Raw genomic sequence first — 18,195 nt, 5'->3', positions numbered from 1 at the left:
ATTTCAAAAACTATTTCCATTTTAATGTTTATGTTAATTTATCAGATTGATATTTATGTAATTTAATCTCTCGAATTAAAGGCAATAACTTCCACTGGTGAATTGAAGGCAAAAAAAAGCCGCGATAGCTTTCGGCTAGCGCGGCAGGATCAAACGAGGTGTTTGATCTATTCGAGTGTTGGATTCATCCGGCGCAGATCGAACGGCGTGATCTGATAAACGTAGTAGTTCAGCCAGTTGGAGAACAGCAGGTTGCCGTGGCTGCGCCAGGTGGCGCGCGGTGGCAGCTCTGGGTTGTCGTGCGGGAAGTAATTGAACGGCACGTCCGGCTGCAGGCCAGCATCGTAATCGCGATGATACTCACCCGAGAGCGTCAGGGCATCGTACTCAGGGTGGCCGGTGACAAACGCCAGGCGCTTGTCTTTGCTCGCCATCAGATATGCGCCGGTGGATTCCGATTCGGCAAATAGCTCGAGATCGGTGTAATCGCGGATCAGCTGGCTCGGAAAATCAGCATAGCGTGAATGCGGGGCCAGGAAATTGTCGTCAAAACCGCGCGTTAGTAAGGCGTGGGGATGCAGGATTTGGTGCTCATAAACACCGGACAATTTGTTCTGCCGCGTCTGCTTAGGAATGCCATACAGAATGTTGAGTGCCGCCTGAACCGCCCAACAGACAAAGAGCGTGGAGGTGACGTGTTCATTCGCCCAATGCAGTACGCGTTGAATCTGCGGCCAGTAAGCGACATCATTGAAATCGACCAATCCCAGCGGCGCGCCGGTAACAATCAGTCCATCGAAGTTATCGTTTTGGATGTCTTCGAAGTTGCAGTAGAAGTTGTTCAGATGCTCCGTCGGCGTGTTGCGCGACTCGCGACTATCAATGCGCAGCAGCTGCACATCAATCTGCAACGGTGAGTTAGAGAGCAGACGCAGGAACTGATTTTCCGTCTCAATCTTCTTTGGCATCAGGTTAAGAATCAGCACTTTTAGCGGACGGATCTCCTGAACACTGGCGCGCGACGACGTCATGACAAAGACGTTTTCATCACGCAAAAAATTCACTGCCGGTAATTCGTCGGGAATCCTGATTGGCATAACCTACTCACCTCTTACTGATAACCGTATAAACGTTTAGACATCCAGATGCCCGACATTAACGTGTTATGTCGGGAATGTCGAGTCTTCATGCGATTTATGAAAATGTTTCAGCTTTAATGGGATTTGGGATAAGTCGTGGCGTATTTATGCTGGATTAGCTTCTTGAAATGGAAGTTTGAGATGAGATTTGCGTGATTTTCATACGCTAGATCGCTCTATTCTATGCGAATTTAGTAAATTTTAGACGTAAAAAAGCCCCGGACTTTCGTCCGGGGCTTCTTCACTATTTGATGCCTGGCAGTTCCCTACTCTCGCATGGGGAGGCCCCACACTACCATCGGCGCTACGGCGTTTCACTTCTGAGTTCGGCATGGGGTCAGGTGGGACCACCGCGCTAAAGCCGCCAGGCAAATTCTTTGTGCTCTGTCCTGCGTCTTTTACGCTGCTGCCGCGTTGGCCGCGTTCGCGCCGCTCAGTCACATACCTCAGTATGCTCCTTCACGTCGTCTCGCTTGCCGCCTTGCTTCAGCGCAAAATCCTTCGGACTCACGTCCGCAGAACAAAGCTGTATTCTTTATCCGGTAAAACAAGCTGAAAATCTCTGGTCTCTCAGACCAAAACGCCTCTGGCGTTGTAAGGTTAAGCCTCACGGGTCATTAGTACCGGTTAGCTCAACGCATCGCTGCGCTTACACATCCGGCCTATCAACGTCGTAGTCTTCAACGTCCCTTCAGGACCCTCAAGGAGTCAGGGAGAACTCATCTCGGGGCAAGTTTCGTGCTTAGATGCTTTCAGCACTTATCTTTTCCGCACTTAGCTACCGGGCAGTGCCATTGGCATGACAACCCGAACACCAGTGGTGCGTTCACTCCGGTCCTCTCGTACTAGGAGCAACCCCCTCAATTCTCCAGCGCCCACGGCAGATAGGGACCGAACTGTCTCACGACGTTCTAAACCCAGCTCGCGTACCACTTTAAACGGCGAACAGCCGTACCCTTGGGACCTACTTCAGCCCCAGGATGTGATGAGCCGACATCGAGGTGCCAAACACCGCCGTCGATATGAACTCTTGGGCGGTATCAGCCTGTTATCCCCGGAGTACCTTTTATCCGTTGAGCGATGGCCCTTCCATTCAGAACCACCGGATCACTATGACCTGCTTTCGCACCTGCTCGAGCCGTCACTCTCGCAGTCAAGCTGGCTTATGCCATTGCACTAACCTCCTGATGTCCGACCAGGATTAGCCAACCTTCGTGCTCCTCCGTTACTCTTTGGGAGGAGACCGCCCCAGTCAAACTACCCACCAGACACTGTCCGCAGCCCGGATTACGGGCCTACGTTAGAACATCAAACATTAAAGGGTGGTATTTCAAGGTTGGCTCCACGCAGACTGGCGTCCACGCTTCAAAGCCTCCCACCTATCCTACACATCAAGGCTCAATGTTCAGTGTCAAGCTATAGTAAAGGTTCACGGGGTCTTTCCGTCTTGCCGCGGGTACACTGCATCTTCACAGCGATTTCAATTTCACTGAGTCTCGGGTGGAGACAGCCTGGCCATCATTACGCCATTCGTGCAGGTCGGAACTTACCCGACAAGGAATTTCGCTACCTTAGGACCGTTATAGTTACGGCCGCCGTTTACCGGGGCTTCGATCAAGAGCTTCTCCTTGCGGATAACCCCATCAATTAACCTTCCGGCACCGGGCAGGCGTCACACCGTATACGTCCACTTTCGTGTTTGCACAGTGCTGTGTTTTTAATAAACAGTTGCAGCCAGCTGGTATCTTCGACTGCCTTCAGCTCCATCCGCGAGGGACTTCACCTGATGACAGCGTGCCTTCTCCCGAAGTTACGGCACCATTTTGCCTAGTTCCTTCACCCGAGTTCTCTCAAGCGCCTTGGTATTCTCTACCTGACCACCTGTGTCGGTTTGGGGTACGATTTCGTGTTACCTGGAGCTTAGAGGCTTTTCCTGGAAGCAGGGCATCAGTTACTTCACCACCGTAGTGGCTCGTCGTCACGCCTCAGCCTTAAGATACCCCGGATTTACCAAAGGTATCAGCCTACACGCTTAAACCGGGACAACCGTCGCCCGGATAACCTAGCCTTCTCCGTCCCCCCTTCGCAGTAACACCAAGTGCAGGAATATTAACCTGCTTCCCATCGACTACGCTTTTCAGCCTCGCCTTAGGGGTCGACTCACCCTGCTCCGATTAACGTTGAACAGGAACCCTTGGTCTTCCGGCGAGCGGGCTTTTCACCCGCTTTATCGTTACTTATGTCAGCATTCGCACTTCTGATACCTCCAGCATGCCTCACAGCACACCTTCAAAGGCTTACAGAACGCTCCCCTACCCAACAACGCATACGCGTCGCTGCCGCAGCTTCGGTGCATGGTTTAGCCCCGTTACATCTTCCGCGCAGGCCGACTCGACCAGTGAGCTATTACGCTTTCTTTAAATGATGGCTGCTTCTAAGCCAACATCCTGGCTGTCTGTGCCTTCCCACATCGTTTCCCACTTAACCATGACTTTGGGACCTTAGCTGGCGGTCTGGGTTGTTTCCCTCTTCACGACGGACGTTAGCACCCGCCGTGTGTCTCCCGTGATAACATTCTCCGGTATTCGCAGTTTGCATCGGGTTGGTAAGCCGGGATGGCCCCCTAGCCGAAACAGTGCTCTACCCCCGGAGATGAGTTCACGAGGCGCTACCTAAATAGCTTTCGGGGAGAACCAGCTATCTCCCGGTTTGATTGGCCTTTCACCCCCAGCCACAAGTCATCCGCTAATTTTTCAACATTAGTCGGTTCGGTCCTCCAGTTAGTGTTACCCAACCTTCAACCTGCCCATGGCTAGATCACCGGGTTTCGGGTCTATACCCTGCAACTTAACGCCCAGTTAAGACTCGGTTTCCCTGCGGCTCCCCTATACGGTTAACCTTGCTACAGAATATAAGTCGCTGACCCATTATACAAAAGGTACGCAGTCACCCCATTAAAGAGGCTCCCACTGCTTGTACGTACACGGTTTCAGGTTCTGTTTCACTCCCCTCGCCGGGGTTCTTTTCGCCTTTCCCTCACGGTACTGGTTCACTATCGGTCAGTCAGGAGTATTTAGCCTTGGAGGATGGTCCCCCCATATTCAGACAGGATACCACGTGTCCCGCCCTACTCTTCGAACTCACAATCTGTGCACTTTCGTGTACGGGACTATCACCCGGTATCGTGCGACTTTCCAGACGCTTCCACTAACGCACAAACTGATTCAGGTTCTGGGCTGTTCCCCGTTCGCTCGCCGCTACTGGGGGAATCTCGGTTGATTTCTTTTCCTCCGGGTACTTAGATGTTTCAGTTCCCCGGGTTCGCCTCGCAACACTATGTATTCATGTTGCGATGATGCACTGGGTGCACCGGGTTTCCCCATTCGGACATCGTCGGCTGTAGCGGTTCATATCACCTTACCGACGCTTTACGCAGATTAGCACGTCCTTCATCGCCTCTGACTGCCAGGGCATCCACCGTGTACGCTTAGTCGCTTAACCTCACAACCCACAGGCGTTTTGCAACGCGCGCAGACTGCAAGCATTTGAGAGACTCGAACATATCGCCGCTTCATTCTTATTACGGAGAATGAAGACGATATGTCGTTTCAATTTTCAGCTTGTTCCGGATTGTTAAAGAGCAGTATCTCAGACGCAGCTCGTAAGCTTCGTTTGAGATACGTCGTGGAGACACCTTTCACCTGTCACCAAGCAAGTGGCGTCCCCTAGGGGATTCGAACCCCTGTTGCCGCCGTGAAAGGGCGGAGTCCTAACCGCTAGACGAAGGGGACACGATAGTGTCACGACTTCGCAGCCGTCTTGCTCATTACTTTCTATCAGACAATCTGTGTGAGCACTTCGCGGGAAGGTATCTTCAGGTAAGGAGGTGATCCAACCGCAGGTTCCCCTACGGTTACCTTGTTACGACTTCACCCCAGTCATGAATCACAAAGTGGTAAGCGCCCTCCCGAAGGTTAAGCTACCTACTTCTTTTGCAACCCACTCCCATGGTGTGACGGGCGGTGTGTACAAGGCCCGGGAACGTATTCACCGTAGCATTCTGATCTACGATTACTAGCGATTCCGACTTCACGGAGTCGAGTTGCAGACTCCGATCCGGACTACGACGCACTTTATGAGGTCCGCTTGCTCTCGCGAGGTCGCTTCTCTTTGTATGCGCCATTGTAGCACGTGTGTAGCCCTACTCGTAAGGGCCATGATGACTTGACGTCATCCCCACCTTCCTCCAGTTTATCACTGGCAGTCTCCTTTGAGTTCCCGGCCGAACCGCTGGCAACAAAGGATAAGGGTTGCGCTCGTTGCGGGACTTAACCCAACATTTCACAACACGAGCTGACGACAGCCATGCAGCACCTGTCTCAGAGTTCCCGAAGGCACCAAAGCATCTCTGCTAAGTTCTCTGGATGTCAAGAGTAGGTAAGGTTCTTCGCGTTGCATCGAATTAAACCACATGCTCCACCGCTTGTGCGGGCCCCCGTCAATTCATTTGAGTTTTAACCTTGCGGCCGTACTCCCCAGGCGGTCGACTTAACGCGTTAGCTCCGGAAGCCACTCCTCAAGGGAACAACCTCCAAGTCGACATCGTTTACGGCGTGGACTACCAGGGTATCTAATCCTGTTTGCTCCCCACGCTTTCGCACCTGAGCGTCAGTCTTTGTCCAGGGGGCCGCCTTCGCCACCGGTATTCCTCCAGATCTCTACGCATTTCACCGCTACACCTGGAATTCTACCCCCCTCTACAAGACTCCAGCCTGCCAGTTTCGAATGCAGTTCCCAGGTTAAGCCCGGGGATTTCACATCCGACTTGACAGACCGCCTGCGTGCGCTTTACGCCCAGTAATTCCGATTAACGCTTGCACCCTCCGTATTACCGCGGCTGCTGGCACGGAGTTAGCCGGTGCTTCTTCTGCGGGTAACGTCAATCGGTGAAGCTATTAACTTCACCGCCTTCCTCCCCGCTGAAAGTACTTTACAACCCGAAGGCCTTCTTCATACACGCGGCATGGCTGCATCAGGCTTGCGCCCATTGTGCAATATTCCCCACTGCTGCCTCCCGTAGGAGTCTGGACCGTGTCTCAGTTCCAGTGTGGCTGGTCATCCTCTCAGACCAGCTAGGGATCGTCGCCTAGGTGAGCCATTACCCCACCTACTAGCTAATCCCATCTGGGCACATCCGATGGTGTGAGGCCCGAAGGTCCCCCACTTTGGTCTTGCGACGTTATGCGGTATTAGCTACCGTTTCCAGTAGTTATCCCCCTCCATCGGGCAGTTTCCCAGACGTTACTCACCCGTCCGCCACTCGTCACCCGAGAGCAAGCTCTCTGTGCTACCGTTCGACTTGCATGTGTTAGGCCTGCCGCCAGCGTTCAATCTGAGCCATGATCAAACTCTTCAATTTAAGTTTGATTTGCTGAAACAAGTTCAGCGGTGCTCATCTGTAAAACGTCATAATGAATTTCATTATGTGTTCACTCGTGAGGCTTTGATATTTTGTTGCGTCCGGAGACGCGGATACCAATCCTGCGAGTGCCCACACAGATTGTCTGATAAATTGTTAAAGAGCGTTGCGAACAGCGGCTGAACCGTCTGTCGCGAGGTGGCGTATACTACGCTACTCTCCTTCGGAGTCAAACATTTTTTTCAGCGTTTTTATCCGGCGGAAGTTCTTATCGAATCTTCCTCACCAACACCGCATTTCGTAAACCGTTGTGCCGTGTTGATGGATGCGCATTATAGGGAGTTGTTCTCAGCACGCAACCGCTAAATTCAATAAAAACAACCGTTCGCTGCATTCCACAGCAAAACCCCGCCTTATACGCAGTTACACACAGTGTTATCCACACTCTGCCGCACAAATGAATTTAGGCGAGCATCACGCAAACGTTTTCGCTACAATGCCCGGCGACGTCAAGGATGCCCCTTTTGGGGCGTTACATGAGGCAAGCGTTTCCTTCTATATAGAAGAGAGACACTAAGCTTGATGTAACGCTCTTTATTACGCGAAACAAAGCCAAGGGATAAAACCACCATGCAACAACGTCGTCCTGTACGCCGCGCTCTACTCAGTGTCTCTGACAAAGCCGGTATCCTCGAATTTGCTCAGGCACTCTCCAGTCGTGGTGTTGAGCTGCTCTCCACAGGCGGTACAGCACGTCTGCTGGCAGATGCGGGCTTGCCCGTCACCGAAGTTTCTGACTACACCGGTTTCCCGGAAATGATGGATGGACGCGTCAAAACGCTGCACCCGAAAGTGCATGGCGGCATTTTGGGTCGTCGTGGTCAGGATGATGCGATCATGGCTGAACACGCCATCAACCCAATCGACATGGTGGTCGTCAACCTCTATCCCTTCGCACAAACCGTTGCCAAACCTGATTGCTCATTAGCTGACGCGGTTGAGAACATCGATATCGGTGGCCCAACCATGGTTCGCTCAGCGGCGAAGAACCACAAAGACGTGGCGATCGTGGTGAAGAGCAGCGATTACGAAGCGATCATTGCCGAGCTGGATGCCAACGAAAACTCGCTCACGCTGGAAACACGTTTCGATCTGGCCATCAAAGCTTTCGAACACACTGCCGCCTACGACAGCATGATCGCCAACTACTTCGGTAGCCTGGTGCCGGCTTATCACAGCGACAGCAAAGAACCGGCTGGCCGCTTCCCGCGCACGCTGAACCTCAACTTCATTAAGAAGCAGGATATGCGTTACGGCGAGAACAGCCATCAGGATGCTGCCTTCTATATAGAAGAGAATGTTGCTGAAGCTTCAGTGGCCACTGCGCAGCAGGTTCAGGGCAAAGCGCTCTCTTACAACAATATCGCCGATACCGATGCCGCACTTGAATGCGTGAAAGAGTTCGACGAAGCCGCTTGTGTGATCGTCAAACACGCTAACCCATGCGGCGTGGCAGTTGGCGGTTCAATTCTTGAGGCTTACGAGCGTGCCTACAAAACCGATCCGACTTCCGCTTTCGGTGGCATCATCGCCTTTAACCGCGAGCTGGACGAAGCCACCGCGCAGGCGATCATCAGCCGTCAGTTTGTTGAAGTGATCATCGCGCCATCCGCCAGCGAAGCGGCACTGAAAGTTACCGCAGCCAAGCAGAACGTGCGCGTTCTGGTGTGTGGTCAGTGGCAAGGTCGCGTTGCGGCGCTGGATTTCAAACGCGTTAACGGCGGCGTGCTGGTTCAGGATCGCGATTTGGGCATGGTCAATGCCAGTCAGCTGCGCGTTGTCAGCAAACGTCAGCCAACTGAGCAGGAACTGCGTGATGCGCTGTTCTGCTGGAAAGTGGCGAAGTTCGTTAAATCCAACGCCATCGTCTACGCACGTGACAACATGACCATCGGCATTGGCGCCGGCCAGATGAGCCGCGTTTACTCGGCCAAAATTGCCGGTATCAAAGCCGGTGACGAAGGTCTGGAAGTGAAAGGCTCCGCGATGGCGTCTGATGCCTTCTTCCCGTTCCGCGACGGTATCGACGCCGCAGCGGCTGTGGGTATCAGTTGCGTGATTCAGCCGGGCGGTTCAATCCGTGATGATGAGGTGATTGCCGCCGCTGATGAGCACGGCATCGCGATGATCTTTACCGACATGCGTCATTTCCGCCATTAATTGTTGGGAGCAGTACAGATGAAAATTTTAGTGATTGGTAATGGCGGACGTGAACACGCGCTGGCATGGAAAGCGGCACAATCGCCACTGGCGGAAACAGTATTTGTCGCGCCTGGCAATGCGGGCACCGCGCTCGAGCCGGCTCTGCAAAACGTGGCAATCAGCGCCACCGACGTTCCCGCGCTGCTGGCCTTTGCTCAGCAGGAAAAGATCGATCTGACTATCGTTGGTCCGGAAGCACCGCTGGTGATTGGCGTGGTTGATGCGTTCCGTGCTGCAGGTCTGAAGATCTTTGGCCCAACGCAAGCCGCTGCCCAGCTGGAAGGCTCAAAGGCGTTCACCAAAGATTTCCTGGCACGTCAGCAGATTCCAACCGCCGAATACCAGAACTTTACCGAAGTGGAACCTGCGCTGGCGTATCTGCGCGAAAAAGGCGCACCGATCGTGATCAAAGCTGACGGTCTGGCGGCCGGTAAAGGCGTGATCGTGGCGATGGAACTGGCGGAAGCCGAAGCCGCTGTGCAGGACATGCTGGCTGGCAATGCGTTCGGCGATGCTGGTCACCGCATCGTGATTGAAGAGTTCCTCGATGGCGAAGAGGCCAGCTTCATCGTGATGGTCGACGGCAACAACGTGCTGCCGATGGCCACCAGCCAGGATCACAAACGTGTCGGCGATGGCGATACCGGTCCAAATACCGGCGGCATGGGCGCGTATTCTCCGGCGCCCGTGGTGACCGATGAGATCCACCAGCGCGTGATGGATCAGATCATCTGGCCAACCGTTAACGGTATGAAAGCAGAAGGCAACATTTATACCGGCTTCCTGTACGCTGGGTTGATGATCGATAAGGCCGGTCAGCCTAAAGTGATTGAATTTAACTGCCGCTTCGGCGATCCGGAAACTCAGCCGATCATGCTGCGCCTGCAGTCGGATCTGGTGGCGCTGTGTCTGGCGGCGACCGACGGTAAACTGGATCAGCAAACCTCGCAGTGGGATCCGCGTCCCTCTCTCGGCGTGGTGTTAGCGGCGGGTGGTTATCCGGGCGATTACAACACGGGCGATCAGATCCACGGTCTGCCGCTGGAAGAAGTACCGGACGGCAAAGTGTTCCACGCTGGCACCACCATGAAGGACGATCTGGTGGTCACCAACGGTGGTCGCGTACTGTGCGTGACTGCACTGGGCGACGATGTTGCCAATGCGCAAAAGAACGCATATGCGCTGGCGCAGCATATCTCGTGGGATGGCAGCTTCTGCCGCCGCGATATCGGCTACCGCGCGATTAACCGCAAATAAGTACGCAAAGGGGCACAGCAGGTGCCCCTTCTCTTATCCGCCTGTCAGAAATCACTCTCATTTGGCTGCCAGCTGCATTCGTCATCCGGCGTAGCACGCAGCAGTTGCACACCTTCCGGCGCTTCCAGCCACGACACCATCAATGGCGCAGCCTGGCTCTGCTGCTGGCGGCCTAGCGTATACAGCGTGTCGCGATCAAAGGGCACATTCACCAGCTTGTCATCGCACTCACGCACCTGATTGCCACCCAGCCAATGGCCCTGACGCAGTAATACACGGCCTGCAAGCAACGCATTGCTCTGATCCAGCATGCGCTGCGCATCGAAGCGATATAGCTCAACGCTATCAGCGCTGACCGCTTCACGTCGCCCCGCCAGCTGGCGCTGCATGAAATTGAGATTGCCCTGATGATCGAAGCGTAAGGTGACATCATCCGGCTGTGCACCCGCGACGCGCCGTTCGACGCTAATCAGCTTCTGCTGCTGCCAATTGTAGTCAGTGGTTTCCATCGCATCGCCATTAAACGGCGTGAAGACCGTACGCAGGTGAACAACTTGATGGTCGCTATTCTTGCGCCAGATGCGCACAGTGCCGCGGTCGGCCAGATAGCCGCTCGCCGTGAAGGCAGGAAGTTCAGGAGTGGAGCTACAGCCCGTCAGCAGCGCAGCAAATAACAGGGCGCAAACGCGCTGAGGAATTGAATTCAGCATGGCAGGTCCCGGCAACAAAAAGGGGCGCTAACGCCCCCTCTTTTAAAGCTAAACCGCAATGCGGAACTTACTTAACAGCGTCTTTCAGAGCTTTGCCTGAAACGAACGCTGGCACGTTAGCTGCTGCAATTTTGATCTCTTTGCCAGTCTGCGGGTTGCGACCGGTACGCTCAGCGCGGTGGTTCACTTTAAAAGTACCAAAACCAACCAGTTGTACAGCATCACCTTCTTTCAGAGACTCAGTGATCGCAGCCAGGGTAGATTCCAGCGCAGTCTTAGCCTGGGTTTTAGACAGGTCAGCTTTCTCTGCGATCACATCAATCAGTTGAGTCTTGTTCATAAGTTATCCTTAAAGTGTATTTATCGCTTGCTAAGCAACGAGTGCGAGGGAAAAGCCATTCTCAGACCTTGTTCAGCCGGCACGCACCGATAGCCACAATTTTCAGCCCCCCAAATGTAGACCAGACTGGGGGCTGATGTGAAGCCTCCAGGCGCGGTAATTCGGGCCTGAAGTCACGTTTTCTTGCCTTATTGCTGAAAAAGTATACCGATGTTACTGATTCCCGCTTCGCGCAGGTCTGCACGCAGGCCTTTAATCAATTCCAGGTCGCGCTCCTCACACTCTGACAGCAGGCGGAAAATCTCCCACTGCAGGTCCCATTCATCGATGACAGCCTGATTTCCGCGCAGCTCTTCGTCGGTCATTTCGCGACCGGCCTGCGTCATTTCCAGAATCGCCACGGTGGTGATCGATGTACGGCTGACTTCAACGGCGTGCTCCAGCGTTTCGCCGCTGAGCTGTGCATGCAGCAGTTCACTCAAGGCAACACAAGCATCAATCGCCGGATGAACACCGTAAACCTCAAAATCGTCACCATCCGGGATCGCCGCTTCAAATTTCTCCAGCTGACCGTCGAAATTGATTTTGGCATCTTTGACCGTCAGGCTTTCCCAGATGAGATCGAGGATGCGGCGATAAAGTTGCGGATCGGCGAATGCGGTCTGCTGACAAAAAGCCCAATAGTTGGGGAACATACGCTCGCAAAGGCAGGCCATGAAAGTCATATGCTGCCAGCTTTCAAGCTTCGCCAGACGCAAATGGACGGGATTCTGTAACATCAAACTTACTCTCAATAGGTTAGCTGGCGGCAGTGTACCGCAAAAGCCGGGCACAAACAGCGTTAAGGCGTGTTTTGCCAGCGCAGAAAGGCCGGGCGTCCGGAGGCGACAGCATCCGCCCAACGCGTCGGTTCCGGCAAACGATAGCCCGCAGTACAGGCTTCCACCCAATGCAATGCGCTATCCATGCTGACGCGATGCCCGGTCGAGATAAACAGCGGATTACAGCGCGCTTTACTGCGCCATACCCAGCCAATCTGTTCGCCTTTGTCGAGCAGCGGCTGACGGCTGCCTGGCTCGACGTCCAGCTCAGCAAAACGTCCACACAAACGCTTCTTTGCCACGCCAATGGTGGGCACATCCACCAGCGAACCGAAATGCGCCGCCACGCCAAGCCGACGGGGATGGGAAATACCGTGGCCATCCACAAACAGCAGATCGGGCAACTGGGAGAGCTGCTGCCAGGCTTCCAGCAGCGCCGGCATTTCGCGGAAGGATAAGAAGCCCGGAATATAGGGCATGGTGGTGGCCACGCGCGCAATCCGGTGTTCCACCAGCGTTAAGGATGGATACTCGAGGATGATCAGAGCCGCGCGCGTGATCTCACCGCCCTGTTCAAATCCCACGTCGGCACCACCAATAAAGCGTGGCGGCAGCACATCGAAATCATCCTGCCGCACCACATCAGCAGCGCGCTGTAACTGTTCCTGGCGTAGTGCGGCTAAATCCATCATCAGCCCTGATGATACGGACGTGACAGACGATGCACCGCTTCAACAAACGCACCAGCATGCTCAGGCGGCACATCAGGATGGATGCCGTGGCCCAGGTTAAACACGTGACCTTCGCCAGTGCCAAAACCTTCGAGAATCCCGGCGACTTCCTGCTCAATGCGCGCAGGCGGTGCATACAGCATGGAAGGATCCATGTTGCCCTGCAGCGCCACTTTATCACCCACACGACGACGCGCATCGGCGATATCGGTGGTCCAGTCAAGTCCCAGCGCATCGCAGCCGGTCGCCGCTATCGCTTCCAGCCATTGGCCGCCACCTTTGGTGAACAGCGTAATAGGAACGCGGCGACCTTCATTCTCGTGCAGCACGCTATCGACGATTTTGTGCATGTAATAGAGTGAGAATTCGCGATAGTCGCGTCCGGTCAGCACGCCGCCCCATGTGTCGAACACCATGATCGACTGCGCGCCAGCTTTGATCTGCGCATTGAGATAAAGAATCACGCTGTCTGCCAGCTTATCCAGCAGCTTGTGCAGGGTTTGCGGCTCGGCGTACATCATCTTTTTAATTTTGGTGAACGCTTTGCTGCTGCCGCCTTCAACCATGTAGGTTGCCAGCGTCCATGGGCTGCCGGAGAAACCGATCAGCGGCACTTCGCCTTTTAGGTTGTGACGAATGGTACGCACCGCGTTCATCACATAACCGAGCTCTTGCTCTGGATCCGGCACTGGCAGCTTGTCGACATCCGCACGGCAGGTGATCGGATTGGAGAAACGCGGGCCTTCGCCGGTCTCAAAGTAGAGCCCAAGTCCCATCGCATCCGGAATGGTGAGGATATCGCTGAAGAGAATTGCCGCATCCAGCGCATAGCGTCGCAGCGGTTGCAGCGTGACTTCACACGCCAGCTCAGCATTCTTACACAGCGACATAAAATCACCGGCTTCAGCGCGCGTGGCTTTGTACTCCGGCAAATAGCGCCCGGCTTGTCGCATCATCCATACCGGCGTGACATCTACCGGCTGACGTAACAGGGCGCGCAGATAACGATCGTTCTTCAGTTCACTCATAATGGGCTCTCTCATGCTAAGGCCGGCAGTGTAGCATTTTCACGCCGCGCTGGCGCGACACAGGGCAACGGTATCTTCAATCAGGCGACGCGCCACCGTGCCGGGCGGCGGCAACAGCGGCAGATCGTCGTAGCGATACCAGCCGGCATCCAGCAGCTCTTTGCCGTCGTGTTGGAGATCGCCGCCGTCATATTCCGCCATATACGCCATCATCAGAGAGTGCGGGAACGGCCACGGCTGCGAGGTAACGTAACGCACGTTTTTCACCCGCACGTTGCTCTCCTCCATCACCTCCCGCGCCACCGCTTGTTCTAAGGTTTCGCCCACTTCGACAAAGCCCGCCAGCACGGTGTAGATATTGTTACGATGACGCGCATGATTGGCGAGCAGGATCTCATCGCCACGGCGGATAGCCACGATGATGCACGGCGCAATTTGCGGGTAATAACGCTCGCGGCAGTGATTGCACAAGCAGGCAAATTCGCGTTTGCTGATGTGCATCTCATGGCCGCAATAGCCGCACCAGCGATGCGAGCGGTAAAACTCCGCCAGCTGCACGCCACGTCCGGCGATTTGGAACAGGCCGACATCCTCATCAATCAGTTGGCGCACGGAGCCCATGCTGTCCGGACGCGATTCACGTACCAGCCAGACATTCTCACCCTGCCACTCGCCGATCAAAATCGCGTTGCTGCCGCTGAGGCCAAAATCGCTGGCTAAGCCATGCGGCAATTCGCCCTGCGGCAACCAAAGTTTTTGCTCATGGCTGACAACCCACCATCCAGCGTCTAAGCTTGAGATCTCACGTTGCATCTTAATCGTTGTCCTTAGCGTCAAATCGCACGCTGAAATCCTAATATTAAGTGTGTAATAAACAACTATAACCTACCTGGAGCCCCATATGCTTAACCAGTTAGATAACCTGACAGAGCGTGTAGGCGGCGGAAATGAATTGGTTGATTCATGGCTGCGCGCCCGTCGACAGCTGCTCGTCACTTACTACGAGCTTATTGGCATGAAGCCACAAAAAGATGCGTTATCCACGCTGGATGAACAGGCGCTGGACGCATTTTGTCACAACCTGGTGGATTACCTTTCCACCGGCCATTTCAGCGTGTATGAACACATCATTAGTGAGATGCAGGGTGATAGCCCCTTATTCGTCGCTGCGCAGATTTACCCGGCACTGGAGGCGAATACCGATCGCATCATGCAGCTCTACGACAGCCATCTGCAGCAAGCGATTAACGATGATAATTGCGTGGATTTTCAAACCGCGCTCTCCGAAGTCGGCGAGGTGCTGGAATCGCGCTTCACGCTGGAAGATAAGCTGGTGCAACTCGCCTGGGACAACCAGCTGGCGCTTCCGCCGGTTGCCAACGATAGCGCCATTGCCCGCCCGGCTTAACATCCTTAAGTTGTAAAAAACTTGTTATTCCAGAAAAGCCCTCTTATGCTGAATGGGCTTTTTTATTGCCTCTTCAAAACATCAAGAGGCAAATTTTGCGGTTTAAGCGTAGCGTGCGCAGCCAGTTTGCACTCGGACAGCGCGCAGGGACCGGAGCGTACACGTAGTACGTGACGGTCACGAGCACTGCCCAGGTGCAAAATGGCAAGCAAAGTAGCTTAAACCACAAAACACCAACTTGTCGGAGTGCCCTCTGGGGCTGAGACCGTTAATTCGGGATCCGCGGAACCTGATCAGGTTAGTACCTGCGAAGGGAACAAGAGTAGACATTATCAGCACGGTGCATGCTGGCGCCCGGCACCGTACCTGTTACTCCTTCCGAACTCTGGACAAGCAACTTCCAACCGTTACCGGAAACTTGCTATGTCTGCTAAAACTTCTCGTCGTGAACAACGCGCTCAGGCGCAAGAATTTATCGATTCCCTGCAGGGAACCGCTTTCCCCAACTCCAAACGTATCTGGATCACCGGCAGCCGCGCGGATATTCGCGTGCCGATGCGTGAGATACAGCTCAGTCCAACGCACATAGGCGGCAGCAAAGAGAATCCGCACTATGAGCCAAATGAAGCGGTGCCGGTTTACGACACCGCCGGGGCTTATGGCGATCCTCAAGCCACCATTGATGTGCATCAGGGACTCGACAGGCTGCGTGCCGGCTGGATCGAAGAACGTGGCGACAGCGAAACCATCCACCAGCTGAGTTCCAGTTACACACAGCAGCGTCTGGCGGATGAAGGCCTGGACCATCTGCGTTTTGAGCAGTTGCCGCAACCGCGCCGTGCCAAAGCGGGTCGCCGGGTTACCCAGCTGCACTATGCGCGTCAGGGCATCATCACGCCGGAGATGGAGTTTATCGCGCTGCGTGAAAACATGGGCCGCGAGCGTATTCGCGGTGAAGTGCTGTTACAGCAGCATCCGGGTCACAGCTTTGGTGCCAATCTGCCAGAAAATATCACCGCGGAATTTGTCCGTCAGGAAGTCGCCAGCGGCCGCGCCATCATCCCTTCGAACATCAACCATCCCGAATCCGAACCGATGATTATCGGCCGCAACTTCCTGGTGAAAGTGAATGCCAACATTGGCAACTCTGCGGTGAGCTCATCTATTGAAGAGGAAGTGGAGAAGCTTGTGTGGTCAACGCGCTGGGGCGCAGACACTGTGATGGATCTCTCAACCGGCCGCTACATCCATGAAACGCGTGAGTGGATTTTGCGCAACAGTCCGGTGCCGATTGGTACGGTGCCGATTTATCAGGCGCTGGAGAAAGTGAACGGCATTGCAGAAGATCTCAACTGGGAGATTTTCCGCGACACGCTGCTGGAGCAGGCGGAACAAGGCGTTGACTACTTCACCATTCACGCTGGCGTGCTGCTGCGCTATGTGCCGATGACGGCCAAACGCCTGACCGGCATTGTGTCGCGCGGTGGCTCGATTATGGCGAAATGGTGCCTGTCGCATCACACCGAAAGTTTCCTCTATCTGCACTTCCGCGAGATTTGTGAAATTTGTGCCGCCTACGATGTGGCGCTGTCGCTCGGCGACGGCCTGCGTCCCGGCTCGATTCAGGATGCCAACGATGAGGCGCAATTTGCCGAACTGCATACGCTGGGCGAACTGACCAAAATCGCCTGGGAATACGATGTGCAGGTGATGATTGAAGGTCCGGGCCATGTGCCGATGCAGATGATTCGACGCAATATGACCGAACAGCTTGAGCATTGTCACGAAGCCCCATTTTACACGCTTGGCCCGCTTACCACCGATATCGCGCCCGGCTACGACCATTTCACCTCCGGCATCGGCGCGGCCATGATTGGTTGGTTCGGCTGCGCCATGCTGTGTTACGTGACGCCGAAAGAGCACCTCGGTTTGCCGAATAAAGAGGATGTGAAGCAAGGGCTGATCACCTACAAGATCGCCGCGCACGCAGCGGATCTGGCGAAAGGTCATCCCGGTGCGCAGATCCGTGACAATGCGATGTCGAAAGCGCGTTTTGAATTCCGCTGGGAAGATCAGTTCAATCTGGCGCTCGATCCGCACACCGCACGCGCCTATCACGATGAAACCCTGCCGCAGGAATCGGGAAAAGTAGCGCACTTCTGCTCGATGTGCGGCCCGAAATTCTGCTCGATGAAAATTACCCAGGAAGTGCGTGAGTTTGCCGCCCGCCAACAGGCTGAAGCCCAGCCGATTGAGATGGGTATGGCGCAAATGTCGGACGCCTTCCGCAATCGTGGCGGCGAGATCTATCACGCTGCCGATACCCTTAAAGAGGAAAATGTATGACCGACGCCTTTCCTGCCACAGCCTCAAAGCTGGGGCTGTATCCGGTTGTTGATAGCGTGGAATGGATCGCACGCTTGCTGGAAGCCGGTGTGCGCACCATACAGCTGCGCATCAAAGATTGTGAAGATCACGAGGTGGAAGATGCGGTGCGCGAGGCGATTGCACTCGGCAAACAGTATCGCGCTCGCCTGTTTATCAACGATTACTGGCGCTTAGCCATTAAATATCACGCTTATGGCGTGCACCTCGGCCAGGAAGATCTCGATGTGGCCGATCTGGCGGCCATTCGTGAGGCGGGATTGCGCCTGGGTTTATCGACGCATGACGATGCCGAGTTAGATCGGGCTCTGGCGCTGCGCCCTTCTTACATTGCGCTTGGCCACATCTATCCTACGCAAACCAAAGATATGCCCTCTGCGCCGCAAGGCGTGGTGGAATTGAAACGCCACCTGGCGCGTTTGCAGAATGTGCCAACCGTGGCGATTGGCGGTATTTCTCTGGCGCGCGTGCCGGAAGTGCTGGCTACCGGCGTGGGCAGCATTGCGGTGGTGAGCGCGATTACCCAGGCCGCCGACTGGCGCGCAGCAACGCAGCAGTTACTGTCACTGGTGGAAAATGGAATCGAACCTGCAGAAGCAGTGTAATGCGCGGCAAGTAAAGATGAAACGCTGGAATCTGCCGCGCAGCAGCGTGATGTAGGGGCTGGCGTCATTTCCTGACAAGACTAAAGTGTG

At 54.7% G+C, this 18,195-nt stretch carries 12 protein-coding genes, 1 tRNA gene, 3 rRNA genes and 1 riboswitch; of the genes, 5 read left to right on the top strand and 11 right to left on the bottom strand.

Annotated features, from left to right (window positions below; genetic code table 11):
* Positions 1-167: 167 nt before the first annotated feature.
* The 5 genes from metA to FCN45_RS01215 form a co-directional block, all read right to left on the bottom strand.
* Positions 168-1,097 carry a homoserine O-succinyltransferase gene (metA, locus tag FCN45_RS01235; RefSeq protein ID WP_101763126.1) on the bottom strand — a complete coding sequence of 310 codons (930 nt, stop codon included), beginning with the start codon at positions 1,095-1,097 and terminating at the stop codon, positions 168-170.
* Between the two features lie 295 nt (positions 1,098-1,392).
* Positions 1,393-1,508: ribosomal RNA gene (gene rrf / locus FCN45_RS01230) — 5S ribosomal RNA — on the bottom strand.
* Positions 1,509-1,735: 227 nt separating this feature from the next.
* Positions 1,736-4,640: ribosomal RNA gene (locus FCN45_RS01225) — 23S ribosomal RNA — on the bottom strand.
* Between the two features lie 215 nt (positions 4,641-4,855).
* Positions 4,856-4,930, bottom strand: a tRNA-Glu gene (locus FCN45_RS01220).
* An 88-nt stretch (positions 4,931-5,018) separates the two neighbouring features.
* Positions 5,019-6,558: ribosomal RNA gene (locus FCN45_RS01215) — 16S ribosomal RNA — on the bottom strand.
* The 16S, 23S and 5S rRNA genes sit together here with 1 tRNA gene alongside, the layout of an rRNA operon.
* 630 nt (positions 6,559-7,188) lie before the next feature.
* Here FCN45_RS01215 and purH point away from each other — a divergent pair.
* Together purH and purD are read left to right on the top strand one after the other, a co-directional pair.
* Positions 7,189-8,778, top strand: coding sequence for a bifunctional phosphoribosylaminoimidazolecarboxamide formyltransferase/IMP cyclohydrolase (gene purH / locus FCN45_RS01210; RefSeq protein ID WP_137384936.1), 1,590 nt, complete (start codon positions 7,189-7,191; stop codon positions 8,776-8,778).
* Between the two features lie 18 nt (positions 8,779-8,796).
* Entirely contained in the window at positions 8,797-10,077 is a 1,281-nt protein-coding gene (purD, locus tag FCN45_RS01205; RefSeq protein ID WP_101763030.1) for a phosphoribosylamine--glycine ligase, read from the top strand.
* Positions 10,078-10,121: 44 nt separating this feature from the next.
* Here purD and FCN45_RS01200 read toward each other — a convergent pair whose 3' ends face one another.
* The 6 genes from FCN45_RS01200 to nudC all read right to left on the bottom strand — a co-directional run bounded on the left by FCN45_RS01200 (position 10,122) and on the right by nudC (position 14,520).
* Positions 10,122-10,787, bottom strand: a complete 666-nt coding sequence (locus FCN45_RS01200; protein WP_137384935.1) for a DUF1481 domain-containing protein — start codon at positions 10,785-10,787, stop codon at positions 10,122-10,124.
* Between the two features lie 67 nt (positions 10,788-10,854).
* Positions 10,855-11,127 carry a nucleoid-associated protein HU-alpha gene (gene hupA / locus FCN45_RS01195; RefSeq protein WP_007886275.1) on the bottom strand — a complete coding sequence of 91 codons (273 nt, stop codon included), beginning with the start codon at positions 11,125-11,127 and terminating at the stop codon, positions 10,855-10,857.
* A 188-nt stretch (positions 11,128-11,315) separates the two neighbouring features.
* Positions 11,316-11,906 carry a YjaG family protein gene (locus FCN45_RS01190; protein ID WP_110868442.1) on the bottom strand — a complete coding sequence of 197 codons (591 nt, stop codon included), beginning with the start codon at positions 11,904-11,906 and terminating at the stop codon, positions 11,316-11,318.
* A 62-nt stretch (positions 11,907-11,968) separates the two neighbouring features.
* Positions 11,969-12,637 (bottom strand): deoxyribonuclease V, encoded by a 669-nt coding sequence (gene nfi, locus FCN45_RS01185; protein ID WP_210421278.1) that lies wholly within the window; start codon positions 12,635-12,637, stop codon positions 11,969-11,971.
* 2 nt (positions 12,638-12,639) lie between these two features.
* The gene (hemE, locus tag FCN45_RS01180) at positions 12,640-13,707 is read right to left on the bottom strand and encodes a uroporphyrinogen decarboxylase (RefSeq protein ID WP_137384933.1); all 1,068 of its coding nucleotides are present in this window, start codon (positions 13,705-13,707) and stop codon (positions 12,640-12,642) included.
* 39 nt (positions 13,708-13,746) lie between these two features.
* Complete coding sequence (gene nudC, locus FCN45_RS01175; protein ID WP_110868440.1) at positions 13,747-14,520, bottom strand: NAD(+) diphosphatase; 774 nt, start codon at positions 14,518-14,520, stop codon at positions 13,747-13,749.
* Positions 14,521-14,608: 88 nt separating this feature from the next.
* Here nudC and rsd point away from each other — a divergent pair, with 88 nt between their 5' ends.
* From rsd to thiE, 3 genes are all read left to right on the top strand, one after another.
* Entirely contained in the window at positions 14,609-15,115 is a 507-nt protein-coding gene (gene rsd, locus FCN45_RS01170) for a sigma D regulator (RefSeq protein WP_101763024.1), read from the top strand.
* 232 nt (positions 15,116-15,347) lie between these two features.
* A riboswitch (TPP riboswitch) is annotated at positions 15,348-15,448 on the top strand.
* Between the two features lie 90 nt (positions 15,449-15,538).
* Positions 15,539-17,461 carry a phosphomethylpyrimidine synthase ThiC gene (gene thiC / locus FCN45_RS01165; RefSeq protein WP_137384932.1) on the top strand — a complete coding sequence of 641 codons (1,923 nt, stop codon included), beginning with the start codon at positions 15,539-15,541 and terminating at the stop codon, positions 17,459-17,461.
* Complete coding sequence (gene thiE / locus FCN45_RS01160; RefSeq protein WP_137384931.1) at positions 17,458-18,105, top strand: thiamine phosphate synthase; 648 nt, start codon at positions 17,458-17,460, stop codon at positions 18,103-18,105. The genes thiC and thiE overlap by 4 nt, the downstream gene beginning before the upstream one ends.
* Positions 18,106-18,195: the final 90 nt, after the last annotated feature.

This window comes from Pantoea sp. SO10, assembly GCF_005281435.1.
Taxonomy (GTDB): Bacteria; Pseudomonadota; Gammaproteobacteria; order Enterobacterales; family Enterobacteriaceae; genus Pantoea; species Pantoea leporis.
The sequence above is the reverse complement of the archived record's forward strand: the minus strand, read 5'-3'. Positions and strand labels throughout refer to the sequence as shown.